The 22,359-nt window shown below is 71.0% G+C and carries 21 protein-coding genes; 12 read left to right on the top strand and 9 right to left on the bottom strand.

What is annotated here, in order from left to right; translation table 11 throughout:
• Positions 1-4: 4 nt before the first annotated feature.
• On the top strand, positions 5-913 hold the full coding sequence (locus ACEZDG_RS31210; protein ID WP_380516112.1) for an SDR family oxidoreductase: 909 nt from the start codon (positions 5-7) through the stop codon (positions 911-913).
• A gap of 69 nt (positions 914-982) precedes the next feature.
• Here ACEZDG_RS31210 and pgl read toward each other — a convergent pair whose 3' ends face one another.
• From pgl to tkt, 5 genes are read right to left on the bottom strand one after another with little or no spacing between them, the layout of a single operon-like run.
• On the bottom strand, positions 983-1,765 hold the full coding sequence (gene pgl, locus ACEZDG_RS31205; RefSeq protein ID WP_380516109.1) for a 6-phosphogluconolactonase: 783 nt from the start codon (positions 1,763-1,765) through the stop codon (positions 983-985).
• On the bottom strand, positions 1,762-2,856 hold the full coding sequence (gene opcA / locus ACEZDG_RS31200; RefSeq protein ID WP_380516107.1) for a glucose-6-phosphate dehydrogenase assembly protein OpcA: 1,095 nt from the start codon (positions 2,854-2,856) through the stop codon (positions 1,762-1,764). Before opcA ends, pgl begins: the two co-directional genes overlap by 4 nt.
• Complete coding sequence (zwf, locus tag ACEZDG_RS31195; protein ID WP_380516104.1) at positions 2,853-4,424, bottom strand: glucose-6-phosphate dehydrogenase; 1,572 nt, start codon at positions 4,422-4,424, stop codon at positions 2,853-2,855. Before zwf ends, opcA begins: the two co-directional genes overlap by 4 nt.
• Complete coding sequence (gene tal / locus ACEZDG_RS31190; protein WP_380516101.1) at positions 4,421-5,551, bottom strand: transaldolase; 1,131 nt, start codon at positions 5,549-5,551, stop codon at positions 4,421-4,423. Before tal ends, zwf begins: the two co-directional genes overlap by 4 nt.
• A gap of 41 nt (positions 5,552-5,592) precedes the next feature.
• Positions 5,593-7,674, bottom strand: a complete 2,082-nt coding sequence (gene tkt / locus ACEZDG_RS31185) for a transketolase (RefSeq protein WP_380516098.1) — start codon at positions 7,672-7,674, stop codon at positions 5,593-5,595.
• A 380-nt stretch (positions 7,675-8,054) separates the two neighbouring features.
• On the opposite strand from tkt, the gene ACEZDG_RS31180 reads away from it, so the two are divergent.
• Positions 8,055-8,996 carry a heme o synthase gene (locus ACEZDG_RS31180; RefSeq protein WP_380516096.1) on the top strand — a complete coding sequence of 314 codons (942 nt, stop codon included), beginning with the start codon at positions 8,055-8,057 and terminating at the stop codon, positions 8,994-8,996.
• 32 nt (positions 8,997-9,028) lie between these two features.
• Positions 9,029-9,346, top strand: a complete 318-nt coding sequence (locus tag ACEZDG_RS31175) for a hypothetical protein (protein WP_380516093.1) — start codon at positions 9,029-9,031, stop codon at positions 9,344-9,346.
• A gap of 62 nt (positions 9,347-9,408) precedes the next feature.
• Here the strand turns inward: ACEZDG_RS31175 and ACEZDG_RS31170 are convergent, their stop codons facing one another.
• The 3 genes from ACEZDG_RS31170 to ACEZDG_RS31160 are packed head-to-tail and all read right to left on the bottom strand — an operon-like array spanning position 9,409 to position 12,134.
• Entirely contained in the window at positions 9,409-10,368 is a 960-nt protein-coding gene (locus tag ACEZDG_RS31170) for a COX15/CtaA family protein (RefSeq protein WP_380516090.1), read from the bottom strand.
• A gap of 60 nt (positions 10,369-10,428) precedes the next feature.
• Entirely contained in the window at positions 10,429-11,202 is a 774-nt protein-coding gene (locus ACEZDG_RS31165; protein WP_380516087.1) for an ABC transporter permease, read from the bottom strand.
• The gene (locus ACEZDG_RS31160; RefSeq protein WP_380516084.1) at positions 11,199-12,134 is read right to left on the bottom strand and encodes an ABC transporter ATP-binding protein; all 936 of its coding nucleotides are present in this window, start codon (positions 12,132-12,134) and stop codon (positions 11,199-11,201) included. The genes ACEZDG_RS31165 and ACEZDG_RS31160 overlap by 4 nt, the downstream gene beginning before the upstream one ends.
• Positions 12,135-12,267: 133 nt before the next feature.
• Between ACEZDG_RS31160 and ACEZDG_RS31155 the strand changes: the two genes are divergently transcribed.
• The 9 genes from ACEZDG_RS31155 (at position 12,268) to ACEZDG_RS31115 (ending at position 20,816) form a co-directional block, all read left to right on the top strand.
• Positions 12,268-13,035: a helix-turn-helix transcriptional regulator gene (locus ACEZDG_RS31155; protein WP_380516206.1), complete on the top strand. Its 768-nt coding sequence runs from the start codon at positions 12,268-12,270 to the stop codon at positions 13,033-13,035.
• The gene (gene sufB, locus ACEZDG_RS31150; RefSeq protein WP_380516081.1) at positions 13,032-14,444 is read left to right on the top strand and encodes a Fe-S cluster assembly protein SufB; all 1,413 of its coding nucleotides are present in this window, start codon (positions 13,032-13,034) and stop codon (positions 14,442-14,444) included. Before ACEZDG_RS31155 ends, sufB begins: the two co-directional genes overlap by 4 nt.
• A gap of 55 nt (positions 14,445-14,499) precedes the next feature.
• Positions 14,500-15,735: a Fe-S cluster assembly protein SufD gene (gene sufD / locus ACEZDG_RS31145; RefSeq protein ID WP_380516078.1), complete on the top strand. Its 1,236-nt coding sequence runs from the start codon at positions 14,500-14,502 to the stop codon at positions 15,733-15,735.
• Positions 15,732-16,049, top strand: coding sequence for a non-heme iron oxygenase ferredoxin subunit (locus ACEZDG_RS31140; protein ID WP_380516075.1), 318 nt, complete (start codon positions 15,732-15,734; stop codon positions 16,047-16,049). The genes sufD and ACEZDG_RS31140 overlap by 4 nt, the downstream gene beginning before the upstream one ends.
• Before the next feature lie 5 nt (positions 16,050-16,054).
• Positions 16,055-16,819, top strand: a complete 765-nt coding sequence (gene sufC, locus ACEZDG_RS31135) for a Fe-S cluster assembly ATPase SufC (RefSeq protein WP_380516072.1) — start codon at positions 16,055-16,057, stop codon at positions 16,817-16,819.
• Positions 16,816-18,081 carry a cysteine desulfurase gene (locus ACEZDG_RS31130; protein WP_380516069.1) on the top strand — a complete coding sequence of 422 codons (1,266 nt, stop codon included), beginning with the start codon at positions 16,816-16,818 and terminating at the stop codon, positions 18,079-18,081. Before sufC ends, ACEZDG_RS31130 begins: the two co-directional genes overlap by 4 nt.
• Positions 18,082-18,101: 20 nt before the next feature.
• A complete protein-coding gene (sufU, locus tag ACEZDG_RS31125) occupies positions 18,102-18,557 on the top strand; it encodes a Fe-S cluster assembly sulfur transfer protein SufU (RefSeq protein WP_380516067.1) in 456 nt (151 codons plus the stop codon).
• Positions 18,554-18,940, top strand: coding sequence for a metal-sulfur cluster assembly factor (locus ACEZDG_RS31120; protein WP_380516064.1), 387 nt, complete (start codon positions 18,554-18,556; stop codon positions 18,938-18,940). The genes sufU and ACEZDG_RS31120 overlap by 4 nt, the downstream gene beginning before the upstream one ends.
• 238 nt (positions 18,941-19,178) lie before the next feature.
• On the top strand, positions 19,179-20,816 hold the full coding sequence (locus tag ACEZDG_RS31115; protein WP_380516061.1) for a hypothetical protein: 1,638 nt from the start codon (positions 19,179-19,181) through the stop codon (positions 20,814-20,816).
• A gap of 25 nt (positions 20,817-20,841) precedes the next feature.
• Here ACEZDG_RS31115 and ACEZDG_RS31110 read toward each other — a convergent pair whose 3' ends face one another.
• Positions 20,842-22,332 (bottom strand): APC family permease, encoded by a 1,491-nt coding sequence (locus tag ACEZDG_RS31110; protein ID WP_380516058.1) that lies wholly within the window; start codon positions 22,330-22,332, stop codon positions 20,842-20,844.
• Positions 22,333-22,359: the final 27 nt, after the last annotated feature.

The raw sequence follows: 22,359 nt of genomic DNA, 5'->3' as shown, positions 1-22,359 counted from the left end.
CAACATGCCAGGGACCGAACCAGGAACCGGGCCAGGACTGGCCCACGGCCGCACCGTGATCGTCACCGGAGCGGGGCGCGGCCTCGGCCGCGCACACGCCCTGGCCTTCGCCGCCGAGGGCGCGAACGTGGTCGTCAACGACCTCGGCGTCGGCCTGGACGGCGCGCCCGGCGCGGAGGGCGGCCCGGCCGCCGCCGTGGTCGCCGAGATCCTGGCCCGGGGCGGCGCCGCCGTCGCCCACGGCGGTGACATCGCCACAGAGGCGGGGGCGTCCGGGCTGGTCAGCGCCGCGCTGGACGCCTTCGGACGGTTGGACACCCTGGTCAACAACGCCGGGTTCCTGCGCGACCGGATGCTGGTCAACCTGGACGGCGACGACTGGGACGCGGTGCTGCGGGTCCACCTCAAGGGGCACTTCCTGCCGCTGCGGCACGCGGCGGGGTACTGGCGGGCCGAGGCCAAGGCGGGCCGTCCGGTCGCCGCCAGGATCGTCAACACCAGCTCAGGGGCTGGGCTGCTGGGCAGCGTCGGGCAGGGCAACTACTCGGCCGCGAAGGCCGGCATCCTCGGCCTGACCTTTGTCGCCGCCGCCGAGCTGGCCGGGTACGGGGTCCAGGTCAACGCCATCGCCCCGGCGGCCAGGACCCGGATGACCGAGGGCGCGATCGCCGCGGCGCTGCCCGAGCCGGAGGACGTCTCCCCGCTGGTGGTCTGGCTCGGCAGCGACGCCAGTGAGGGGGTCACCGGGCAGGTGTTCGAGGCGGAGGGCGGGCGGATCACCGTGATGCAGGGCTGGCGCCCGGGACCCACCGCGCGCAGCGCCACCCGCTGGTCCCCGGCCGAGGCCGGCCGGGCCACCCGCAAGCTGCTCGCCCAGAGCGACCCCCCACTGCCGCCGTACGGCGCGCGCTGACAGCGCACGATGGCCCTGGTCCGCCCCGCGACGCGGGGCGGACCAGGGCCATCGTGGCCGGACTCAGCCTCAGGCGGAGGACGGGGGGTACATCTCCGGCGGGATCTTCGCCGCCGCGGCGCGGTCCAGCAGCCACAGGGTGCGCTGCCGGCCGTAGGCACCGGACGCGGGCGCCTGGATCTCGCCCGGGCCGCTGAGGGCCAGGGCGACCGCCTCGGCCTTGTCCTCGCCCGCCGCGAGCAGCCACACCTCGCGGGCCGCCCGGATCGCCGGGAGGGTCAGCGAGACCCGCACCGGCGGCGGTTTGGGCGCGCCGCGCACCCCCACCACAGTACGGGCGGTCTCCCGCACGCCGGGGTGCTCGGGGAACAGCGAGGCGACATGGGTGTCCGGGCCGACGCCGAGCAGCAGCACGTCGAAGGCCGGGACGCCGACGCGGTCCTCGGGACCGGCCGCCTTGGCCAGCTCGACGGCGTACCGCTCGGCCGCCGCCTCCACATTGCCGCCGTCCACGCCGTCCGACGCGGGCATCCAGTGCACCCGGGCCGGGTCCAGCGGGACCGCGTCGAGCAGTTCGTCGCGGGCCTGGGTGGCGTTGCGCTCCGGGTCGCCCTCGGGCAGGAAGCGTTCGTCGCCCCACCAGAGGTCGAGCCGGGACCAGTCCACGGCGTCCCGGGCCGGGGACCCGGCGAGCGCCGCGAGCAGCGCGTTGCCGTTGCGGCCGCCGGTCAGCACCACCGAGGCGGTGCCGCGGGCGGACTGCGCGTCCACGATCCGGGTGATCAGCCGGGCCGCCGCGGCAAGGGCCATCAGGTCCTTGTCGCGGTGGACCACGAGTTGAGGCGTCGTCACTTCTGGGTCCGGTTCGCCGAGGCCGCGGACTTCTTGGCCGCCGGAGCCTTGCCCTTGGCGGTGGAGGGACCCGAGACGGTGGCGCCGGCGGCGCCCTCCTCCGAGGCCTCCGACGCGGCCTGGCCGGCCGCCGTCCTGGCGTCGACGACCTCGTGCTTCGGCCCGTCGGCGTGCAGCTTCTCCACGCCGTAGCGGACGGCCGCGGCGTAGATGTCGTCCGGGTCGAGCCGGCGCAGCTCCTCGGCGATCAGCTCGGACGTCTCGCGGCGCTTGAGCGCCACCATCCGGTCCGGCTGGTCGGGCATGGAGAGCGTGGCCAGCAGGCCGTCGGTGCGCTCCAGGGTGACGTCGCCGCCGGCGGTGTGCAGGCGGACGGCGGTCAGGCCGGGACCGTCGGTGACGACCCGGTCCACCTTGATGTTGAGCCGGTCGGCGAGCCACAGCGCCAGCAGTTCCGCGCTGGGGTTGTAGGACTCGCCCTCGACCACGGCCGCGGAGACCTTGACCCGCCGCTGGTCCAGGGCCGCCGCGAGCATCGAGCGCCACGGGGTGATCCGGGTCCAGGCCAGGTCGGTGTCGCCGGGGGTGTACGAGGCGGCCCGGGCGGCGAGCTGCTCGACCGGGGACTCCGCCGAGACCGCGTCGGTGATCCGGCGCTGGGCGAGCGCGCCCAGCGGGTCCTTGGCCGCGTTCTCGGGGGCGTTCTCCGGCCACCAGACCACCACGGGGGCGTCCGGCAGCAGCAGCGGGAGGACCACCGACTGGGCCTGGGCCGCGAGTTCGCCGTGCAGCCGGAGCAGCACGGTCTCGCCGGTGCCGGCGTCGGAGCCGACCCGGATCTCGGCGTCCAGGCGGGCCTCGGCCCGCGCCCGGGGCGAGCGCCCGGGGCGGCGGATGACGGCCAGGATCCGCGAGGGGTGCTCGCGCGAGGCGTCGCCCGCGGCCTTGAGGGCGTCGTAGGCGCTGCCCTCGTCGGTGACGATGACGAGGGTGAGCACCATGCCGATCGCACCGGTGCCGATGGCCCTGCGGGCCTCGACCAGACCGGAGTTGATCTTGCTGGAGGTGGTGTCCGTAAGATCGATCTTCATGGCCGGCGCCAGCTCCTACCGTCTCGTGCGAGCATCTCGTCCGCCTCGGCCGGGCCCCAGGTGCCCGACTCGTAGGGGGCGGGCTTGCCGTGCTTGTCCCAGTACGCCTCGATCGGGTCCAGGATCTTCCAGGACTCCTCGACCTCCTGGTGGCGGGGGAAGAGGTTGGCGTCGCCGAGCAGCACGTCCAGGATCAGCCGCTCGTACGCCTCGGGGCTGGACTCCGTGAAGGACTCGCCGTAGGCGAAGTCCATGCTGACGTCGCGGACCTCCATCGAGGTCCCCGGCACCTTGGAGCCGAACCGCATGGTGACGCCCTCGTCCGGCTGCACCCGGATGACCAGGGCGTTCTGCCCCAGCTCCTCGGTGGCGCTGGAGTCGAACGGCAGGTACGGAGCGCGCTGGAAGACCACCGCGATCTCGGTCACCCGTCGGCCGAGCCGCTTGCCGGTGCGCAGGTAGAACGGAACGCCCGCCCAGCGCCGGTTGTTGATCTCCAGCTTCACCGCGGCGAAGGTGTCGGTGGTGGACTTGGGGTCGATCCCCTCCTCCTCCAGGTAGCCGAGCACCTCCTCGCCGCCCTGCCAGCCGTGGGTGTACTGGCCGCGCACGGTGTGCCGCCCCAGGTCCTTGGGGATCCGGACGGCCGAGAGCACCTTGAGCTTCTCGGCGACCAGGGCCTTCGGGTGGAACGAGGCCGGCTCCTCGATGGCGGTCAGCGCCAGCAGTTGCAGCAGGTGGTTCTGGATCACGTCACGGGCCGAGCCGATGCCGTCGTAGTACCCCGCGCGACCGCCGATGCCGATGTCCTCGGCCATGGTGATCTGCACGTGGTCCACGTACGAGCGGTTCCAGATCGGCTCGAACATCGAATTGGCGAAACGCAGCGCCAGGATGTTCTGGACCGTCTCCTTGCCCAGGTAGTGGTCGATCCGGAAGACCTCGTCACGCGGGAACACCGAGTGCACGACCGCGTTGAGCTCCTTGGCGCTCTGCAGGTCGTGGCCGAAGGGCTTCTCGATCACCGCGCGGCGCCAGGCGCCCTTGGGCGGGTCCGCCAGGCCGTGCTCCTTGAGCTGCTGCACCACCTGCGGGAAGAACTTCGGCGGCACCGACAGGTAGAAGGCGAAGTTGCCGCCGGTGCCCTGCGCCTTGTCGAGCTCCTCGATGGTCTCGCGGAGCTTCTCGAAGGCGTCGTCGTCGACGAACTCGCCCTGCACGAAGCGCATGCCCTTGGCGAGCTGCTGCCAGACCTCCTCGCGGAAGGGGGTGCGGGCGTGCTCCTTGACCGAGTCGTGGACGACCTGGGCGAAGTCCTCGTCCTCCCAGTCGCGTCGGGCGAAGCCGACCAGGGAGAAGCCCGGCGGCAGCAGGCCGCGGTTGGCCAGGTCGTAGACGGCCGGCATCAGCTTCTTGCGGGAGAGGTCACCGGTGACACCGAAGATGACCAGGCCCGAGGGACCCGCGATCCGCGGCAGCCGGCGGTCGCCGGGGTCGCGCAGCGGGTTGATCCAGGCGTCGACGAGGTCGGTCTCCTCCTCGAGTACCTCTGAGGCGTCCTCGCTCACTTGGCTGAGCCCCCCTTCGGGGCGAATTCCTGCAGCGAAGCGGAGACGGTGTCCAGGAGTTCCTTCCAGGACGCCTCGAACTTCTCGACGCCCTCGTCCTCCAGCACCTGGACCACGTCGTCGTAGGAGACGCCCAGCGCGGCCAGCCCGTCGATCGCGGCCTGGGCCGCGGCGTAGGAGCCGGTGATGGTGTCGCCGCGGACCACGCCGTGGTCGGCGACGGCGTTCAGGGTGGCCTCGGGCATGGTGTTGACGGTGCCGGGGGCGACCAGCTCGACCACGTAGAGGGTGTCGTCCAGGGACGGGTCCTTGACGCCGGTCGAGGCCCACAGCGGACGCTGCGGCTTGGCGCCGTCGGCGGCCAGCGCCTTCCAGCGGTCCGAGGAGAAGACCTCCTCGTAGACCTGGTACGCCAGCTGGGCGTTGGCGACGGCGGCCTTGCTCTTGGCGGCCTTGGCCTCCGGGGTGGCCAGCTTGTCGAGGCGCTTGTCGATCTCGGTGTCCACCCGGGACACGAAGAAGGAGGCGACCGACTCGATCGAGGAGAGGTCGTGGCCGTTGGCCTTGGCCTGCTCGAGACCGGTCAGGAAGGCGTCCATCACGCCGCGGTAGCGCTCCAGCGAGAAGATCAGGGTGACGTTGACGCTGATCCCCTGGGCGATCACCGCGGTGATCGCGGGCAGCCCGGCCAGCGTCGCCGGGATCTTGATCAGGGTGTTCGGGCGGTCCACCAGCCAGGCCAGCTGCTTGGCCTCGGCGATGGTCGCCTCGGTGTTGTGGGCAAGCCGCGGGTCGACCTCGATGGAGACCCGGCCGTCCCGGCCGTTGCTGGAGTCGTAGACCCCGCGCAGCACGTCGGCGGCCTCGCGGACGTCCGCCGAGGTCATCATCCGGACGGCCTCCTCGACGGTGACGCCGCGGACCGCGAGGTCGCGCAGCTGCTCGTCGTAGGAGTCGTCGCTGCCGCCGATGGCCTTCTGGAAGATCGTCGGGTTGGTGGTGACCCCCACCACGTGCTTGTCACGGACCAGTTCGGCCAGGTTGCCGGAGGTCAGGCGCTTGCGGCTGAGGTCGTCCAGCCAGATCGCCACGCCTTCGTCGCTGAGGCGCTTCAGAGCGTCAGTCATGATTCTCAACTCTTCCTTTTGTGCTCTGCGGGTGGACGGGTTCAGCGACCTGCGGCGACATCGTCCAGCGACTCGTGGGCGGCGGTGACCACGGCGTCGTCGGTGAGGCCGAACTCCTTGTAGAGGACCTTGTAGTCGGCCGAGGCACCGAAGTGCTCCAGGCTGACGCTGCGTCCTGCGTTGCCGACGTAGCGGTACCAGGTCAGCGCGATGCCGGCCTCGACCGAGACCCGGGCCCTGACGGTCGGCAGCAGCACGCTGTCGCGGTAGGCGCGGTCCTGCTCCTCGAACCACTCGACGCAGGGCATCGAGACGACCCGGGTCGGGATGCCCTCGGCCTGCAGCCGCTCGCGCGCGGCCACCGCGATCTGCACCTCGGAGCCGGTACCGATCAGGATCACCTGCGGCTGGCCGCCCTCGGCGTCGAACAGCACGTAGCCGCCCTTGGCCGCGTCCGGGTTGGCCTCGTAGGTGGGGACGTTCTGCCGGGTGAGCGCCAGGCCGTGCGGGGCCGGCTTGTCCGCGTGGCGGCGCAGGATCTCGTGCCAGGCGATGGCGGTCTCGTTGGCGTCGGCCGGGCGCACCATGTTGAGGCCGGGGATGGCCCGCAGCGCGGCCATGTGCTCGATCGGCTGGTGGGTCGGGCCGTCCTCGCCCAGGCCGATGGAGTCGTGCGTCCACACGTAGGTGACCGGCAGCTTCATCAGCGCGGCGAGGCGGACGGCGCCGCGCATGTAGTCGGAGAACACCAGGAAGGTGCCGCCGTACACGCGGGTGTTGCCGTGCAGCGCGATGCCGTTCATGGTCGAGCCCATGGCGTGCTCGCGGATCCCGAAGTGGATCGTGCGGCCGTAGGGGCTCGCGGACGGCAGCGGGTTGCCCTCCGGGAGGAAGGAGGAGTCCGGGTCGATCGTGGTGAGGTTGGACCCCGCCAGGTCGGCCGAGCCGCCCCACAGCTCCGGGACGATCTTGCCCAGGCTCTTCAGCACCTCGCCGGAGGCCTTGCGGGTGGCCACGTCCTTGCCGGCCGGGAAGGACGGGATGGCCTTCTCCCAGCCGTCCGGCAGCTCGCCCGCGGCGATCCGGTCGAACTCGGCCGCGCGCTTGGGGTTGGCCGCGCGCCAGTCCTCGAAGCGCTTGGTCCACTGGGCGTGCGCCTGGTTGCCGCGCTCGCCGACCGCGCGGGCGTGGGCCAGCACCTCGTCGCTGACGTCGAAGGACTTCTCCGGGTCGAAGCCGAGGACCCGCTTGGTGGCGGCGACCTCGTCCGCGCCCAGGGCGGAGCCGTGCGACTCCTCGGTGCCCTTGGCGTTCGGGGCGGGCCAGGCGATCACGGTGCGCATGGCGATGATCGAGGGGCGCCCGGTCTCGGCCTTGGCCTTGACCATGGCGTCGTGCAGCGCCTTGGGGTCGATGTCGCCGCTCTCGGCCGGGGCGACCCGCTGGATGTGCCAGCCGTAGGCCTCGTAGCGCTTGAGGACGTCCTCGGAGAAGGCGGTCTCGGTGTCGCCCTCGATCGAGATGTGGTTGTCGTCGTACAGGAAGACCAGGTTGCCCAGCTTCTGGTGGCCGGCCAGCGAGGAGGCCTCGCCGGAGACGCCCTCCTCCAGGTCGCCGTCCGAGCAGATGCCCCAGATGGTGTGGTCGAACGGGGAGGCGCCCTCGGCGGCCTCCGGGTCGAACAGGCCGCGCTCGTAGCGGGCCGCCATCGCCATGCCGACCGCGTTGCCGACACCCTGGCCGAGCGGGCCCGTGGTGGTCTCGACGCCGGTGGTGTGGCCGTGCTCGGGGTGACCCGGAGTCAGCGAGCCCCACACGCGGAAGGACTTGAGGTCCTCCAGGGTGAGCCCGTAGCCCGACAGGAAGAGCTGGATGTAGAGGGTGAGGCTGGTGTGGCCGGGGGACAGCACGAAGCGGTCGCGTCCGGTCCAGTCCGGGTCGGCCGGGTCGTGCTGCAGGAAGCGCTGGAAAATCAGGTAGGCGGCCGGAGCCAGCGACATAGCCGTGCCCGGGTGGCCGTTGCCGACCTTCTGCACGGCGTCCGCCGCCAGAACGCGCACGGTGTCCACCGCGCGCTGGTCGAGCTCGGTCCACTCAAAAGTGTTGCTCGGCGTCGTACTCACCCTGTATCAGGGCTCCTTCCGTATCGTCCTTCGACCCGGTGCCGGGGGACCGTCGACGGTGGCGGACCTGGTCACAGAGCGTTGACCCGCTGTACGGAGCGAGCCTACCGCTGATGCGTACGCCCGTTCCCGGGACAGCCCAACAGGCGGACGCGACGGCCCATTCCCGGCGCGTTCCCTGGTACGAGCAGCCCATTCCTGTATGCCAGCCTGAGGGATCGTCCGGGGAACCGCCCGCTGAACGGCGCAACACGGTTACCTGAAGCAGGACCCCGCGACGAAGCAGGTATAGGCAACGTCTAAGGTGGCGTGGTACGCGCAGGGCCGCCGGGACGGTTGTCGTCCCGGTCCTGCGGCTTCTCCTTCAACCAGGGGTGTTCGTGACCGCCGTCGAAACCCGCCCGGCCGGGCTGGTCAAGGCGAACCCCGGGCATCGGCCGTTTCCGGCCCGTGTCGGGGCATTCGTCGCACTGACCAAACCGCGGATCATCGAGCTGCTGCTGATCACCACCGTTCCGGTGATGTTCCTGGCGCAGCGCGGTGTCCCGGACCTGCTGCTGGTGCTGTACGTCGTGGTCGGCGGCTACCTGTCGGCCGGTGGCGCCAACGCCCTCAACATGTACATCGACCGCGACATCGACGCGCTGATGCACCGCACCGAGCGCCGTCCGCTGGTCACCGGGATGGTGTCGCCGGTCGAGTGCCTGGTGTTCGGCATCGCGCTGGCGGTCGGCTCCACGGTCTGGCTGGCGCTGCTGGTCAACCCGCTGTCCTCGGCGCTGGCACTGGCCGCACTGCTGTTCTACGTCTTCGTCTACACCCTCGGCCTGAAGCGCCGCACCGCGCAGAACATCGTCTGGGGCGGGATCGCCGGCTGCATGCCGGTCTTCATCGGCTGGGCCGCCGTGACCGACTCGCTGAGCTGGGCCCCGGTGGTGCTGTTCCTGGTCATCTTCTTCTGGACGCCGCCGCACTACTGGCCGCTGTCGATGAAGGTGAAGGAGGACTACGCCAACGCGGGCATCCCGATGCTGCCGGTGATCGCCACCAACGAGGCCGTGGCCAAGCAGATCGTCGCCTACAGCTGGGTGATGGTCGCGGTGTCGCTGGCGCTGTGGCCGCTGGCCCACACCAGCCTGCTCTACCCGGTCTCCGCGGTGCTGCTGGGCGCGTTCTGGCTCAAGGAGGCGCACGGGCTGCTGGCCCGGGCCAGGAACGGCGTGGTCGGCGCCAAGCTCAAGGAGATGCGGCTGTTCCACTGGTCGATCACCTATCTGACGCTGCTCTTCGTCGAGATCGCGATCGACCCCTTCCTGAAGTAGGCAGGAGTGCTACTCGTGGGTAGCATCTGACCATGAGCGAAAAGACCGACGAGCGACGCGCGGCGCGCATCGCCAAGCACATCCGCAGCTTCGCCGCCGCCCACGGCGGCAGCGCCGACGGCGTGGTCGAGTACATCGGCGGGATCTCCACCCGGATCGCCCTGGTCGGCGCCGACGGCGCGTGGGGCGACCAGGTCGCCCCCAGCGTCGCGGTGGCGAACCGGGCGGTGGAGCTGTCCGGGATCACCGTGCACGAGTCCTTCGAGGGCGAGCTGGGCCTGAAGGTCCGCACCAGCTCCTACGAGTGGAAGCGGATGGCCGGGCTGCAGCTCGGCGGCACCCAGGTCTGAACCCCGAACGCAGGAAGGGGCCGGTCCGCAGCGCGGACCGGCCCCTTCCTCCTGTTCCGTGCTCAGACCGCCGCGAGCGCCTCGATGTTCGCGGGCCGCGGCAGCGCGTCCACCTCCGGCCGGGTGCGCAGCGCGAGGTGCAGCCGGAGCACCGCGACCCAGACCAGGGCCGCGCCCAACAGGTGCACGCCCACCAGCAGTTCCGGCAGATGTGTGAAGTACTGCACAAAGCCGATCACGGCCTGGGACATCAGGACGACGAAGAACTCGCGGGCCCGGCGGCGCGGGGCCGCAGGGGCGTCCACGGCGAGCAGGATGAACATCATCGCCAGGGCGAGCCCTATGGTCACCATGGCGAAGTCGGCGTGGAACTGGGTGATCTTCTCCCAGTCGAACGGCATCCGCTTCACCTCGGTGCCGTCGCCCGAGTGCGGCCCGGTGCCGGTCACCAGGGTGCCGACCACGATCAGTGCGGCGGTCACCCCGATGGTCAGCCGGGACAGCTGGATCACCGGCCGGCCCACGGTACGGACCGGCGCACCGTCGCCCTCGCGGCTGCGCTGCCACATCGCCAGCGCGGTCAGGATCAGCACCGCCGAGGCCAGGAAGTGGCAGGCCACCACAAAGGGGTTGAGGTGGGTGAGCACGGTGATCCCGCCCAGCACGGCCTGGGACACCGTCACCCAGAACTGGGCCCAGCCCAGCCGGGTGAGGCTGCGGCGCCACGGCCCGGCGCAGCGCGCGGCGATGATGGCCAGTCCGATCACCCCGCACAGCACATCGGTGAGCATCCGGTTGCCGAACTCGATGATGCCGTGGATGCCCATCGCGGGCGTGGTGGCGATGCTGCTGCCGGTGCAGGTCGGCCAAGTGGGGCAGCCGAGCCCGGAGCTGGTGAGGCGGACCGCGCCGCCGGTCACCACCACCAGCACGCTCATCACCAGAGTGGCGAAGGCCGCCCAGCGGACGACCCGGTCGGAGACCGTGACGCGCTCGGCGAGAAGGGAGAAGGGGGTACGCACGGATTCATCGTAGATTGCCCTCTTCCCGATCTTCGGCCCGCCCCCCGGGCACCCGCCCGGCTACTCCCAGCGGAAGAAGCGCGCCGCCGCCGCCAGGGCGACGACCGCCCAGGCCGCCAGGATGCCCAGGTCGGACCAGGGCATCGCGGAGCCCTGCTGCAGCACCGAGCGCAGGCCGTCGGAGAGGGCGCTGATCGGCAGCGCCTCCAGCACCGGGCGGACCGCGCCGGGGAACTTCGACAGCGGCACGATCACCCCGCCGGCCAGCAGCAGCAGGATGAACACCAGGTTGGCCGCGGCCAGGGTGGCCTCGGCCCGCAGGGTTCCTGCCATCAGCAGCCCGAGGCCGGAGAAGGCGGCGGTGCCGAGCAGCAGCAGGAGCAGGACGGCGAACGGGTTGCCGTGCGGGTGCCAGCCGAGGCCGAAGGCGATCGCGGACAGCAGCACCACCTGCAGCACCTCGGTGACCAGGACGCTTCCGGTCTTCGCGGTCATCAGCGCCCAGCGCGGCAGCGGGCTCGCGCCGAGCCGCTTGAGCACCCCGTAGCGGCGTTCGAAACCGGTGGCGATGGCCTGGCCGGTGAAGGCGGTGGACATCACCGCCAGCGCCAGCAGGCCCGGCGCGAGGAAGTCCACCCGGGCCCCGGGCCCGGTGGTGGCGACGATGTCCACCGCGCTGAACAGCACCAGCAGCACGCTGGGGATGATCACGGTGAGCAGCAGCTGCTCGCCGTTGCGCAGCAGCAGCGAGGTCTCCAGCGCGGTCTGCGCCCTGAGCATCCGGCCCACCGGGGCGGCGCCGGGCCGGGGTGCGTAACTGGTGCTGGCGCTCATCCGCGGAGGTCCCGTCCGGTCAGTTCGAGGAAGACGTCTTCGAGGGTGCGCCGGCCCACCGCGAGCTGCTCGGGCATCACCCCGGACTGGGCGCACCAGCTGGTCAGGGTGGCCAGCAGCTGCGGGTCCACGGCGCCCTCGACCAGGTAGCTGCCGGGGGTGGCCTCGGCCACGGCGGTGCCGTCCGGGAGGGCCTTGAGCAGCGAGCCCAGGTCGAGCCCGGGCCGGGCCCGGAAGCGCACGGTGTTGCCGGCGTCGCTGCGGCAGAGCTGCTCCGGGCTGCCCTCGGCGATCACCCGGCCGCCGTCCACGATGGCGACCTGGTCGGCGAGTTGCTCGGCCTCGTCCATGTGATGGGTGGTCAGGACCACGGTCACGCCGTCGGCGCGCAGGTCGCGGACCAGCTCCCAGGTGGCGCGGCGGGCGTGCGGGTCGAGCCCGGCGGTGGGCTCGTCCAGGAAGACCAGTTCGGGGCGGCCGACCACGGCCATGGCCAGCGCGAGCCGCTGCTGCTGGCCGCCGGAGAGCCGGCGGTAGGGGGTGCGGCCGCAGGAGTCCAGGCCGAGCCGGTCCGCGAGCGCGTCCACGTCCAGCGGACGGGCGTGCAGGCGTGCGGTGTGCCGCAGCATTTCCAGGGCGCGGGCGCCCGGGTACACGCCCCCGGACTGCAGCATCACTCCGATCCGCGGCCGGAGCTTCGCGGCGTCGGCCGGAACAGCCGGATCCAGGCCGAGCACCCTGACGGTTCCGGCGTCGGCGCGCCGGTAGCCCTCGCAGGTTTCGACGGTCGTGGTCTTGCCCGCCCCGTTGGGGCCGAGCACGGCGGTGACGCTGCCGCGGGCGACGGTGAGGTCGAGCCCGTCCACCGCGGTCTTCCCGCCGTAGCGCTTGACCAGGCCGGTGACCGCGACGGCGGCCGCTTCGGATTGCATGGGCCCGAGTCTATTCAGCGGCGGAATTCCAGGAACAGGTTAGGCAAACCTTAGTGATTGATCAGACAACCATTGATCCCGAAGCGGGTTGTCCCGGCGGAATGAATTACGCAACAATGGAGTTGTGAAAAACATGCGGGAGTGCGAGGAGGGGCCGGAGGCAGTCGTGGCGACGACTGCCCATGCTGTCGTGGCCGCCGTCTCCTCCCGCGACCGGGTGGCCCGCTCCATTCTTGACCACGGCCCCAGCAGTGCCGCTGACCTGGCCGAACGCCTGGGCCTCACCCAGGCCGCGGTGCGCCGCCACCTGGACGCCCTGCTGGCCTCCGGCCTGGTGTCGGCCCGCGACCAGAAGGTCTACGGCCATCGCGGCCGGGGCCGTCCGGCCAAGGTCTTCCTGCTCACCGACTCCGGCCGGGACGCCTTCTACCAGGCCTACGACCAGCTGGCCGCCGACGCCCTGCGCTTCCTCGCCGACTCGGTCGGCGGCGGCGACGCGGGCAAGGAGGCGCTGGCCGCCTTCGCCCGGGCCCGGCTGGCCCGGGACGCCGAGCGGTACCGCACCGCCCTGGGCGACGACGGCAAGGCCACCCCGACCGAGCTGCTCGCCGCCGCGCTGACCACGGACGGGTACGCTGCCACGGTGCGGCGGGCCCCGCTGGGGGAGCAGCTCTGCCAGCACCACTGCCCGGTCGCGCACATCGCCGAGCAGTTCCCGCAGTTCTGCGAGGCCGAGACCGAGGTCTTCTCGCAGGTGCTCGGCACCCATGTGCAGCGGCTGGCCACCATCGCCCACGGCGACGGCGTCTGCACCACCTTCGTGCCCTCCGCGCCCGCCGAACCGCACGACCCAGACCTGCACGACTCCGAACCGCACCTCTCCGGGAGGAACCCCGTATGACCACCACCGCTCACCCGGAGCTCGAGGGCCTCGGCACCTACGAGTTCGGCTGGTCCGACTCGGACACCGCCGGCGCTGCCGCCAAGCGCGGCCTCTCCGAGGCCGTCGTCCGCGACATCTCCTCGAAGAAGTCCGAGCCGGAGTGGATGCTCAACCTGCGGTTGAAGGGTCTGAAGCTGTTCGGCAAGAAGCCCATGCCGACCTGGGGCTCGGACCTCACCGGCATCGACTTCGACAACATCAAGTACTTCGTCCGGTCGACCGAGAAGCAGGCCGAGTCCTGGGAGGACCTGCCCGCCGAGATCAAGAACACCTATGACCGGCTGGGCATCCCGGAGGCCGAGAAGCAGCGCCTGGTCGCCGGTGTCGCCGCCCAGTACGAGTCCGAGGTGGTCTACCACCAGATCAACGAGGAGCTGGAGGCGCAGGGTGTCATCTTCATGGACACCGACACCGCGCTGAAGGAGCACCCGGAGATGTTCCAGGAGTACTTCGGCACCGTCATCCCGGTCGGCGACAACAAGTTCGCCTCGCTGAACTCCGCGGTGTGGTCCGGCGGTTCGTTCATCTACGTGCCGAAGGGCGTGCACGTGGAGATCCCGCTGCAGGCCTACTTCCGGATCAACACCGAGAACATGGGCCAGTTCGAGCGGACGCTGATCATCGTCGACGAGGACGCCTACGTCCACTACGTCGAGGGCTGCACCGCCCCGATCTACTCCTCGGACTCGCTGCACAGCGCCGTGGTCGAGATCATCGTGAAGAAGGGCGGCCGCTGCCGCTACACCACGATCCAGAACTGGTCGAACAACGTCTACAACCTGGTGACCAAGCGGGCCGTGGCCTACGAGGGCGCGACCATGGAGTGGGTCGACGGCAACATCGGCTCCAAGGTCACCATGAAGTACCCGGCGGTCTACCTGATGGGCGAGCACGCCAAGGGCGAGACCCTGTCGATCGCCTTCGCCGGCGCCGGCCAGCACCAGGACGCCGGGGCCAAGATGGTCCACATGGCGCCCAACACCTCGTCCAACATCGTCTCCAAGTCGGTGGCGCGAGGTGGCGGCCGAACCTCCTACCGCGGTCTGATCGAGATCGGCGAGGGCTCCAAGGGCGCCAAGTCCAACGTCCTCTGCGACGCGCTGCTGGTGGACACGATCTCCCGCTCGGACACCTACCCCTATGTGGACGTCCGCGAGGACGACGTGTCGATGGGCCACGAGGCGACCGTCTCCAAGGTCAGCGAGGACCAGCTCTTCTACCTGATGAGCCGGGGCATGACCGAGTTCGAGGCGATGGCGATGATCGTCCGCGGCTTTGTGGAGCCGATCGCCAAGGAGCTCCCGATGGAGTACGCGCTTGAGCTCAACCGGCTGATCGAGCTGCAGATGGAGGGCTCGGTCGGCTGACCGGCCCCGTCCACCGCTGAGACGCTTCCCCATACGAGAGAGAGCAGTACGAGTAATGGCTGAGGCCACCAACACGGCCGGTGGGTCCACCACGGCGGGTTCCATCGAGGTCGGCACGGCTGGTGCGGGCTCCCAGCTGGCCGGTCCCGGCACCGGGCGCGAAACCGTCGCCCAGCCCGTGGACGCCCGCCAGGACGCCGTCGCCTCCTACGACGTCGCGGACTTCCCGGTGCCGACCGGGCGCGAGGAGAACTGGCGGTTCACCCCGCTGAACCGGCTGCGCGGCCTGCACGACGGCAGCGCCAAGGCCGATGCCGACGCGGTCAAGGTCGACGTCTCGGCCCCGGCCGGGGTCGTTGTCGAGGTCGTCGACCGCACCGACCCCCGGGTCGGCAGGGCCGGCAAGCCGGTGGACCGGGTCGCCGCCCAGGCGTTCAGCTCCTTCGAGAAGGCCGGACTGGTCTCGGTGCCGCGCGACACCGTGCTGACCGAGCCGATCCGGATCTCGGTGCACGGCCAGGGCGGGACCCGCTACGGCCACCAGGTGATCGAGCTCGGCGCGTTCGCCGAGGCGCTGGTCGTCATCGAGCACACCGGCGACGCCGTGGTGGCCGCCAACGTCGAGTACCTGATCGGCGACGGCGCCAAGCTCACCGTGGTCTCCATCCAGGACTGGGACGACACCGCCGTCCATGTCGCCCAGCACACCGCGCTGGTCGGCCGGGACGCCTCGTTCAAGTCCGTGGTGGTCACCTTCGGCGGCGACCTGGTCCGGCTGCACCCGCGGGTGGTCTACGGCGCCCCCGGCGGCGAGGCCGACCTGTACGGGCTGTACTTCGCGGACGCGGGCCAGCACCTGGAGCACCGGCTCTTCATCGACCACGACACCCCGCACTGCCGCAGCAACGTCGCCTACAAGGGCGCGCTGCAGGGCAAGGACGCGCGCGTGGTGTGGGTGGGCGACGTGCTGATCCGGGCCGCCGCCGAGGGCACCGACACCTACGAGCTCAACCGCAACCTGGTGCTCACCGACGGCGCGCGGGTCGACTCGATCCCCAACCTGGAGATCGAGACCGGCGAGATCGTCGGCGCCGGACACGCCTCGGCGACCGGCCGCTTCGACGACGAGCAGCTGTTCTACCTGCAGTCCCGCGGTATCGCCGGTGACGAGGCGCGGCGCCTGGTGGTGCGCGGCTTCTTCGCCGAACTGGTCCAGCAGATCGGGCTGCCGGACCTGCAGGAGCGTCTGATCGAGAAGATCGACGCCGAGCTGGAGGCTTCGGTCGGATGAGCTTCGTGCGTGTCGCCGCATTGGGCGAGCTCGAGTCGGACACCCCCAAGCGCGTGGTGGTGGACGACGTGCCGGTGTCGCTGGTGCGCACCGGGGGCGAGGTGTTCGCGATCAACGACATCTGCTCGCACGCCAATGTCTCCCTCTCCGAGGGCGAGGTCGACGACTGCTCCATCGAGTGCTGGCTGCACGGGTCGAGCTTCGACCTCCGCACCGGCAAGCCCTCCGGACTGCCCGCCACCCGGCCGGTCCCCGTGTACCCCGTAAAGATCGAAGGGGACGATGTGCTCGTCTCCGTCACCCAGGAGTCCTGAGCCCCATGGCAACCCTTGAAATCAACGACCTGCACGTCACCGTCGAGACGGAGAACGGTCCCCGCGAGATCCTCAGCGGCGTTGACCTGACCATCAAGCAGGGCGAGACCCACGCCATCATGGGCCCCAACGGCTCCGGCAAGTCCACCCTCGCCTACTCGCTGGCCGGGCACCCCAAGTACACCGTCACCCAGGGCACCGTCACCCTGGACGGCGAGGACGTCCTCGCGATGACCGTGGACGAGCGCGCCAGGGCCGGCCTCTTCCTGGCCATGCAGTACCCGGTCGAGATCCCCGGGGTCTCGGTCTCCAACTTCCTCCGCACCTCCGCCACCGCGATCCGCGGCGAGGCCCCCAAGCTGCGCACCTGGGTGAAGGAGGTCAAGACGGCCATGACCGAGCTGCAGATGGACCCGGCCTTCGCCGAGCGCAATGTCAACGAGGGCTTCTCCGGCGGCGAGAAGAAGCGCCACGAGATCCTGCAGATGGAACTGCTCAAGCCGAAGATCGCGGTGCTCGACGAGACCGACTCCGGTCTGGACGTCGACGCGCTCCGGGTGGTCTCCGAGGGCGTCAACCGGGTGCGCGCGACCGGTGAGGTCGGCACCCTGCTGATCACCCACTACACCCGCATCCTGCGCTACATCACCCCCGACTACGTGCATGTCTTCGCGGCCGGCAAGATCGTCAAGTCGGGCGGCCCCGAGCTCGCCGACGAGCTGGAGAACGAGGGCTACGAGAAGTACGCGAAGGGCGGCGCGTCCGCGTGACCCACACCCCCGGCAACGGCGACGGCTTCGACGTCGACGCGATCCGCAAGGACTTCCCGATCCTGCAGCGGCAACTCCACGACGGCAAGCCGCTGGTCTACCTGGACAGCGCGGCGACCTCGCAGAAGCCGCGCCAGGTGCTCGACGCGATGAACGAGTACTACGAGCAGCACAACGCCAACGTCCACCGCGGCGTGCATGTGCTCGCCGAGGAGGCCACGGCGCTGTACGAGGGCGCCCGTGACAAGGTCGCGGCGTTCATCAACGCGCCCAGCCGGGACGAGGTGATCTTCACCAAGAACGCCTCGGAGTCGCTCAACCTGGTTGCCAACATGCTGGGTTGGGCCGACGAGCCGTACCGGGTGGATGCAGAGTCCGAGATCGTGATCACGGAGATGGAGCACCACTCCAACATCGTGCCGTGGCAGCTGCTCTCGCAGCGGACCGGCGCGAAGCTGAAGTGGTTCGGGCTGACCGACGACGGCCGGCTCGACTTCTCCAACATCGACGAGATCATCACCGAGAAGACCAAGGTGGTCTCCTTCGTGCTGGTGTCCAACATCCTGGGCACGATCAACCCGGCCGAGGCGATCGTCCGCCGGGCCCAGGACGTCGGCGCGCTGGTGGTCGTCGACGCCTCGCAGGCGGCCCCGCACATGCCGCTGGACGTGCAGGCCCTGGAAGCCGACTTCGTCGCCTTCACCGGGCACAAGATGCTGGCCCCGACCGGCATCGGCGTGCTCTGGGGCCGGCAGGAGCTGCTGGAGGACCTGCCGCCGTTCCTGGGCGGCGGCGAGATGATCGAGACCGTGTCGATGAGCTCGTCCACCTACGCTCCGGCGCCGCACAAGTTCGAGGCCGGCACCCCGCCGATCTCCCAGGCCATCGGCCTGGGCGCGGCGATCGACTACCTCAACGCGATCGGCATGGAGAACATCGCCGCGCACGAGCAGCAGATCGTCGAGTACGCGGTGCGCAGGCTGCGGGAGGTGCCCGATCTGAAGATCATCGGCCCGCCCACGGCCGAGGGCCGCGGCGCGGCGATCTCCTTCACCCTCGGCGACATCCACCCGCACGACGTGGGCCAGGTGCTGGACGAGCAGGGCATCGCGGTCCGGGTCGGGCACCACTGCGCGCGGCCGGTCTGCCTGCGCTACGGAATTCCGGCGACCACCAGGGCGTCGTTCTATCTGTACTCCACCGAGGCGGAGGTGGACGCCCTGATCGAGGGGCTCCACCACGTCAGGAACTTCTTCGGCTGAGAGAGAGGAGGCGCGACGCGATGAAGATGGACTCGCTGTACCAGGACATCATCCTGGACCACTACAAGCACCCCCACGGCAAGGGCCTGCGGGACGGTGACGCCGAGGTGCACCACGTCAACCCCACCTGCGGTGACGAGATCACCCTGCGGGTGCGGCTGGACGGCGGCACGGTCGCCGACATCTCGTACGAGTCGCAGGGCTGCTCGATCAGCCAGGCGAGCGCGTCGGTGCTGAACGAGCTGCTGGTCGGCAAGCAGCTCAAGGACGCGCAGCAGATCCAGGAGGCGTTCCTGGAGCTGATGCAGAGCAAGGGGCAGTCCGAGGGCGACGAGGAGGTGCTGGAGGACGCGGTCGCGTTCGCCGGTGTCTCCAAGTACCCGGCGCGGGTGAAGTGCGCCCTGCTCAGCTGGATGGCCTGGAAGGACGCCACCGCCCAGGCGCTGGCCGAGGACCCTGTGAAGGAGAGCGCATGACCGACACCACCGGGACCGCCGCGGCCGAGGCCGCGGAACCCGCCGAGAGCCATTTCGTCGGGACGACCGCGGGCACCGTCGCCGTGGACGACCTGCTGGAGGCACTGCTGGACGTGGTCGACCCGGAGCTGGGCATCGACGTGGTCAACCTGGGCCTGATCTACGGCGTCCACATCGACGAGTCCGATGTGTGCACCATCGACATGACGCTCACCTCGGCGGCCTGTCCGCTGACCGACGTCATCGAGGACCAGGCGCGGACCGCCACCGACGGCCTGGTCCAGGATCTGAAGATCAACTGGGTCTGGATGCCGCCGTGGGGCCCGGACAAGATCACCCCTGACGGCCGGGACCAGCTCCGGGCGCTGGGCTTCAACGTCTGAGCGCTCCGTCATTCTGCGTGCTGTGTCATGAGACTGCCGCGCGGTTCACCCCTTCCGGGGGTTCGAACCGCGCGGCGGTCGTATTTCCGCCCTCGCGGACCCGCTGCGGATAGTGTCAGCGGCGGCAGTGGCGGGCGGTCCGCCGCGCCTCCGTCCAGTGGAGAGTGAGCGACCGATCATGGCGGGTCCGAGCCGTAGGAAGAGTGACAAGGCGTCGGCGGGACAGGAGGCGGCGGCGGTGCCGCTCCCCTCCGAAGTCGATCTGGGGACGCTCTACGGGGCATCGGCCGCCGACAGCGGGTTCCCCCCGGGCCCCCTCGGCGACTTCGGCGAGGGGGACGGCGAGGAGGCCGACGACCTGCCGCTGGTCCCGCCGGTGCGGCTGCTGGAGCGCGAGGAGCTGGCGGCGGCGGCGCTGCGGGTGCCGCTGTTCGAGCGGGCGATCCGGCTGGCCCGCTGGGTCGGCCCCAGACGTCCGGTGGACGAGTGGGGCGAGCTGGACCCGGGGCTGCAGGCCCGGGCCGCGATCGACCTGGGCTTCGGCGAGGGCGAGGAGGGCGTGGACGCGGTGGTCCGGGCCTGGGTGCTGGCCGTCGACCTGGAGCTGATCGCGGTCGGCGACAGCGCCGAGGACGGCGGCGGCGAGGTGGCCGCCGTCACCGACGGTGTCGAGGCGCTGGAGCAGGGCGACCCGGAGACGGTGCTCACCGCCTGGGAGTCGGCCGCCTCCATCGTCGCCGGGATCACCGTCGAGGCCGAGCTGGACCTCGGCGATCTGGCCGAGGGCGCCGACACCGAGGCGGTGGCCGGCAGCGGCGAGGAGGAGACCGAGGAGGAGTACGCGCAGCTGGAGGAGGCCCGCGAGCAGGCCGAGGGGCTGCTCGACGAGGCACTGCAGGTGCTCTACGAGGCCCGGGCGTTCGCCACCACCGAGAGCGAGGAGACGGTCCCGCTGGGCGTGCTCTCGGCGCTGCTGGTGGTCCCCGACGGCGAGGACCCGACCGAGGAGATGCTCGGCGACATCACCTCGGTGATGGTCGCGCTGGACCCGATGCTGCAGGATCTCGCCGACATCGGCATCCTCGACTACCGCCCGATCGACCCGAGCCTCTTCGACGAGTCGGAGGACGGGTCCGGCGCGCCGGAACTGCCCACCGAGCCCTTCGACCCGGACGCCCCGGTGGAGGAGACCGAGGCGGCCCGCTTCGGCCTGGCCCGGCTCACCGCGCTGGGGGTGCACCAGGTGCGGCAGTGGCTGATCGAGGACGGCTACGACGCCCCGCTGATCGGCGACCACGCCAGGGGCACCGCCGCCGAGCTGCTGGCCGGCATCGCCGGTTCGGCCAATGTGATGCCGGAGGAGGAGATCGCCGAGTGGCTGGTCGGCCGTGAGCCGCTGGCCGCGGCGGCCGAGCTGCTGGCGGCCTCCCGGGGCAACGACCTGGTCGGCCCGATCCGCCGTCAGTTCTGCGCGCTGGCCCTGGGCCGGCTCGGCGAGGAGGTCGAGCCCTCGGTCAGGGAGGCGCTCGGCGACCCGCACCTCACCGTCCTGGCCACGGCCTGGCTGGTGGAGCAGGGTGCCACCGACGTCGTCGACCCCGGGCGTCCGGTGCTGCTGTGGAGCACGGTCGACCAGCTGGCCGCGCTGCTGATCGACCTGGGCCCCGAGGACGAGACCTTCCTCGAGTCGGTGCTGCAACTGGTCGGGACCTCGGCGGCGGAGCAGTACTTCGCCGAGCTGTGGCGGGTCGAGCACCCCTACACCACCGCGGTGCTTGAGGCGATCGGCGAGCAGCACCCGGACCGGGCCACCGCGAAGGAGGCCCGCAAGGCCGCCTACAAGGCCAGGTCCAGGGCCGGGACCCAGGCCAAGTAGCCGACTGCGCGGCCACCCGGCGGGATCAGCGCACCGCGGGGGCGAGTTCGTCCAGCTGCCCGTGGCCGCTGTCGTGGTCGCGCATCCGCCGGTCCGGGCGGCGGGCCAGCAGGTAGAGCCCGCCGGCCCCGGTGACCAGGCCGACCCCGAGCAGGGCGCCCCACACCTGGTACCAGGGGGCGCCGACCGGGGCCAGGATCGTCCGCGGCCAGCAGATGTTGACCACCTCGAAGCCGGTCCACAGCACCGCGAGGGCGTTCAGCGGGGTGCCCAGGCGTCCGTACGAGACCGCACCGGAGGGGGTCCAGCGACCGCGCAGCCTGGCGATCAGCGCGACCGCGGTGAGCAGGAAGAACGGGACGAAGGTGGCCGCGCTGCCGAAGGTGATCAGGGTGCCCATGGCCGAGCTGTTCAGCCCGAGCGGCAGCGCCGCGCAGCTGACCAGGGTCGCCGCGACCAGGCCGCCGATCGGGGCCTTGTGCCGGTTCACCCGGCGCACCTGGCGGGAGAACGGGAAGACTTCGTCCCTGGCCAGCGAGTAGAGGCCGCGGGCGGCGCCGCCCTGGGAGGCCATCAGGCAGGCGGTGAAGCTGACCAGTACCACCACCACGAAGGGCTTCGGGGCCCAGCCGCCGAAGTTGCTGACCACGGCGGTGGTGACCGGGTCGAGGTCGCGTCCGGCGATGACCGCGGCGGGGTCGGGGTGGGCCAGTTCGACGGCGACGGCGTTGAGGATCACCACGGTGCCGACGCTGAGCAGCGCCCACCACATGGCCCTGGGCACCTGCCGGGCGGCGTCCTTGGTCTCCTCGGCGGTGGAGACGCAGGCGTCGAAGCCGATGAAGGCCCAGCCGCCGACCGCGACCACCGCGAGGAACGCCCTGGCATCGGTGCTGCCGAGCGCGGCGGGCGCACCCAGGGTCTCGGTGAGCAGCGAGAAGCCGTGCTGCCGGAACACCAGCAGCAGCGAGAGCCCGACCAGGATCGAGGCGACCGCCTCGGCGGCGATGCCGAGCGAGACGAACCAGCGCAGGAAGTTGATGCCGTAGGCGTTGACCAGGGTGCAGAACAGCATGAAGCCGAGCGCGACCAGCACCAGGTCGCGCGGTGACGGGGTCGCTCCGAACAGGGTGAACACCCAGGGCGCGGCCAGGTAGGCGACGGTGGTGTTGGCGAACATCACCGCGAACTGCCACATCCAGCCGCTGAGCCAGGCGAAGGCCGGGCCGGTGAGCCGTCGGCTCCACTGGTACGCGCCGCCGGCCAGCGGCCACTGCGAGGCGAGCTCGGAGTAGACGCAGACGACCAGGGCCTGGCCGAGCAGGCAGACCGGCAGGGCCCAGACCCAGGCCGGGCCCGCGATGCCCAGCCCGACCACGGCGACGGCGTAGAGGCCGACGACGGGGGAGACGACGGCGAAGCCCATGGAGATGTTGCCGAGGATGCTGAGGCTGCGCCGCAGTTCCTGGCGGTAGCCGAGGGCCTCGAGCCGGGCGGCGTCGCTGTGTTCGCTCATGGTCCACCTTGCCGGTCAAAAACTAAC

Source organism: Streptacidiphilus alkalitolerans (assembly GCF_042511045.1).
Classification (GTDB): domain Bacteria; phylum Actinomycetota; class Actinomycetes; order Streptomycetales; family Streptomycetaceae; genus Streptacidiphilus; species Streptacidiphilus alkalitolerans.
The sequence above is the reverse complement of the archived record's forward strand: the minus strand, read 5'-3'. Positions and strand labels throughout refer to the sequence as shown.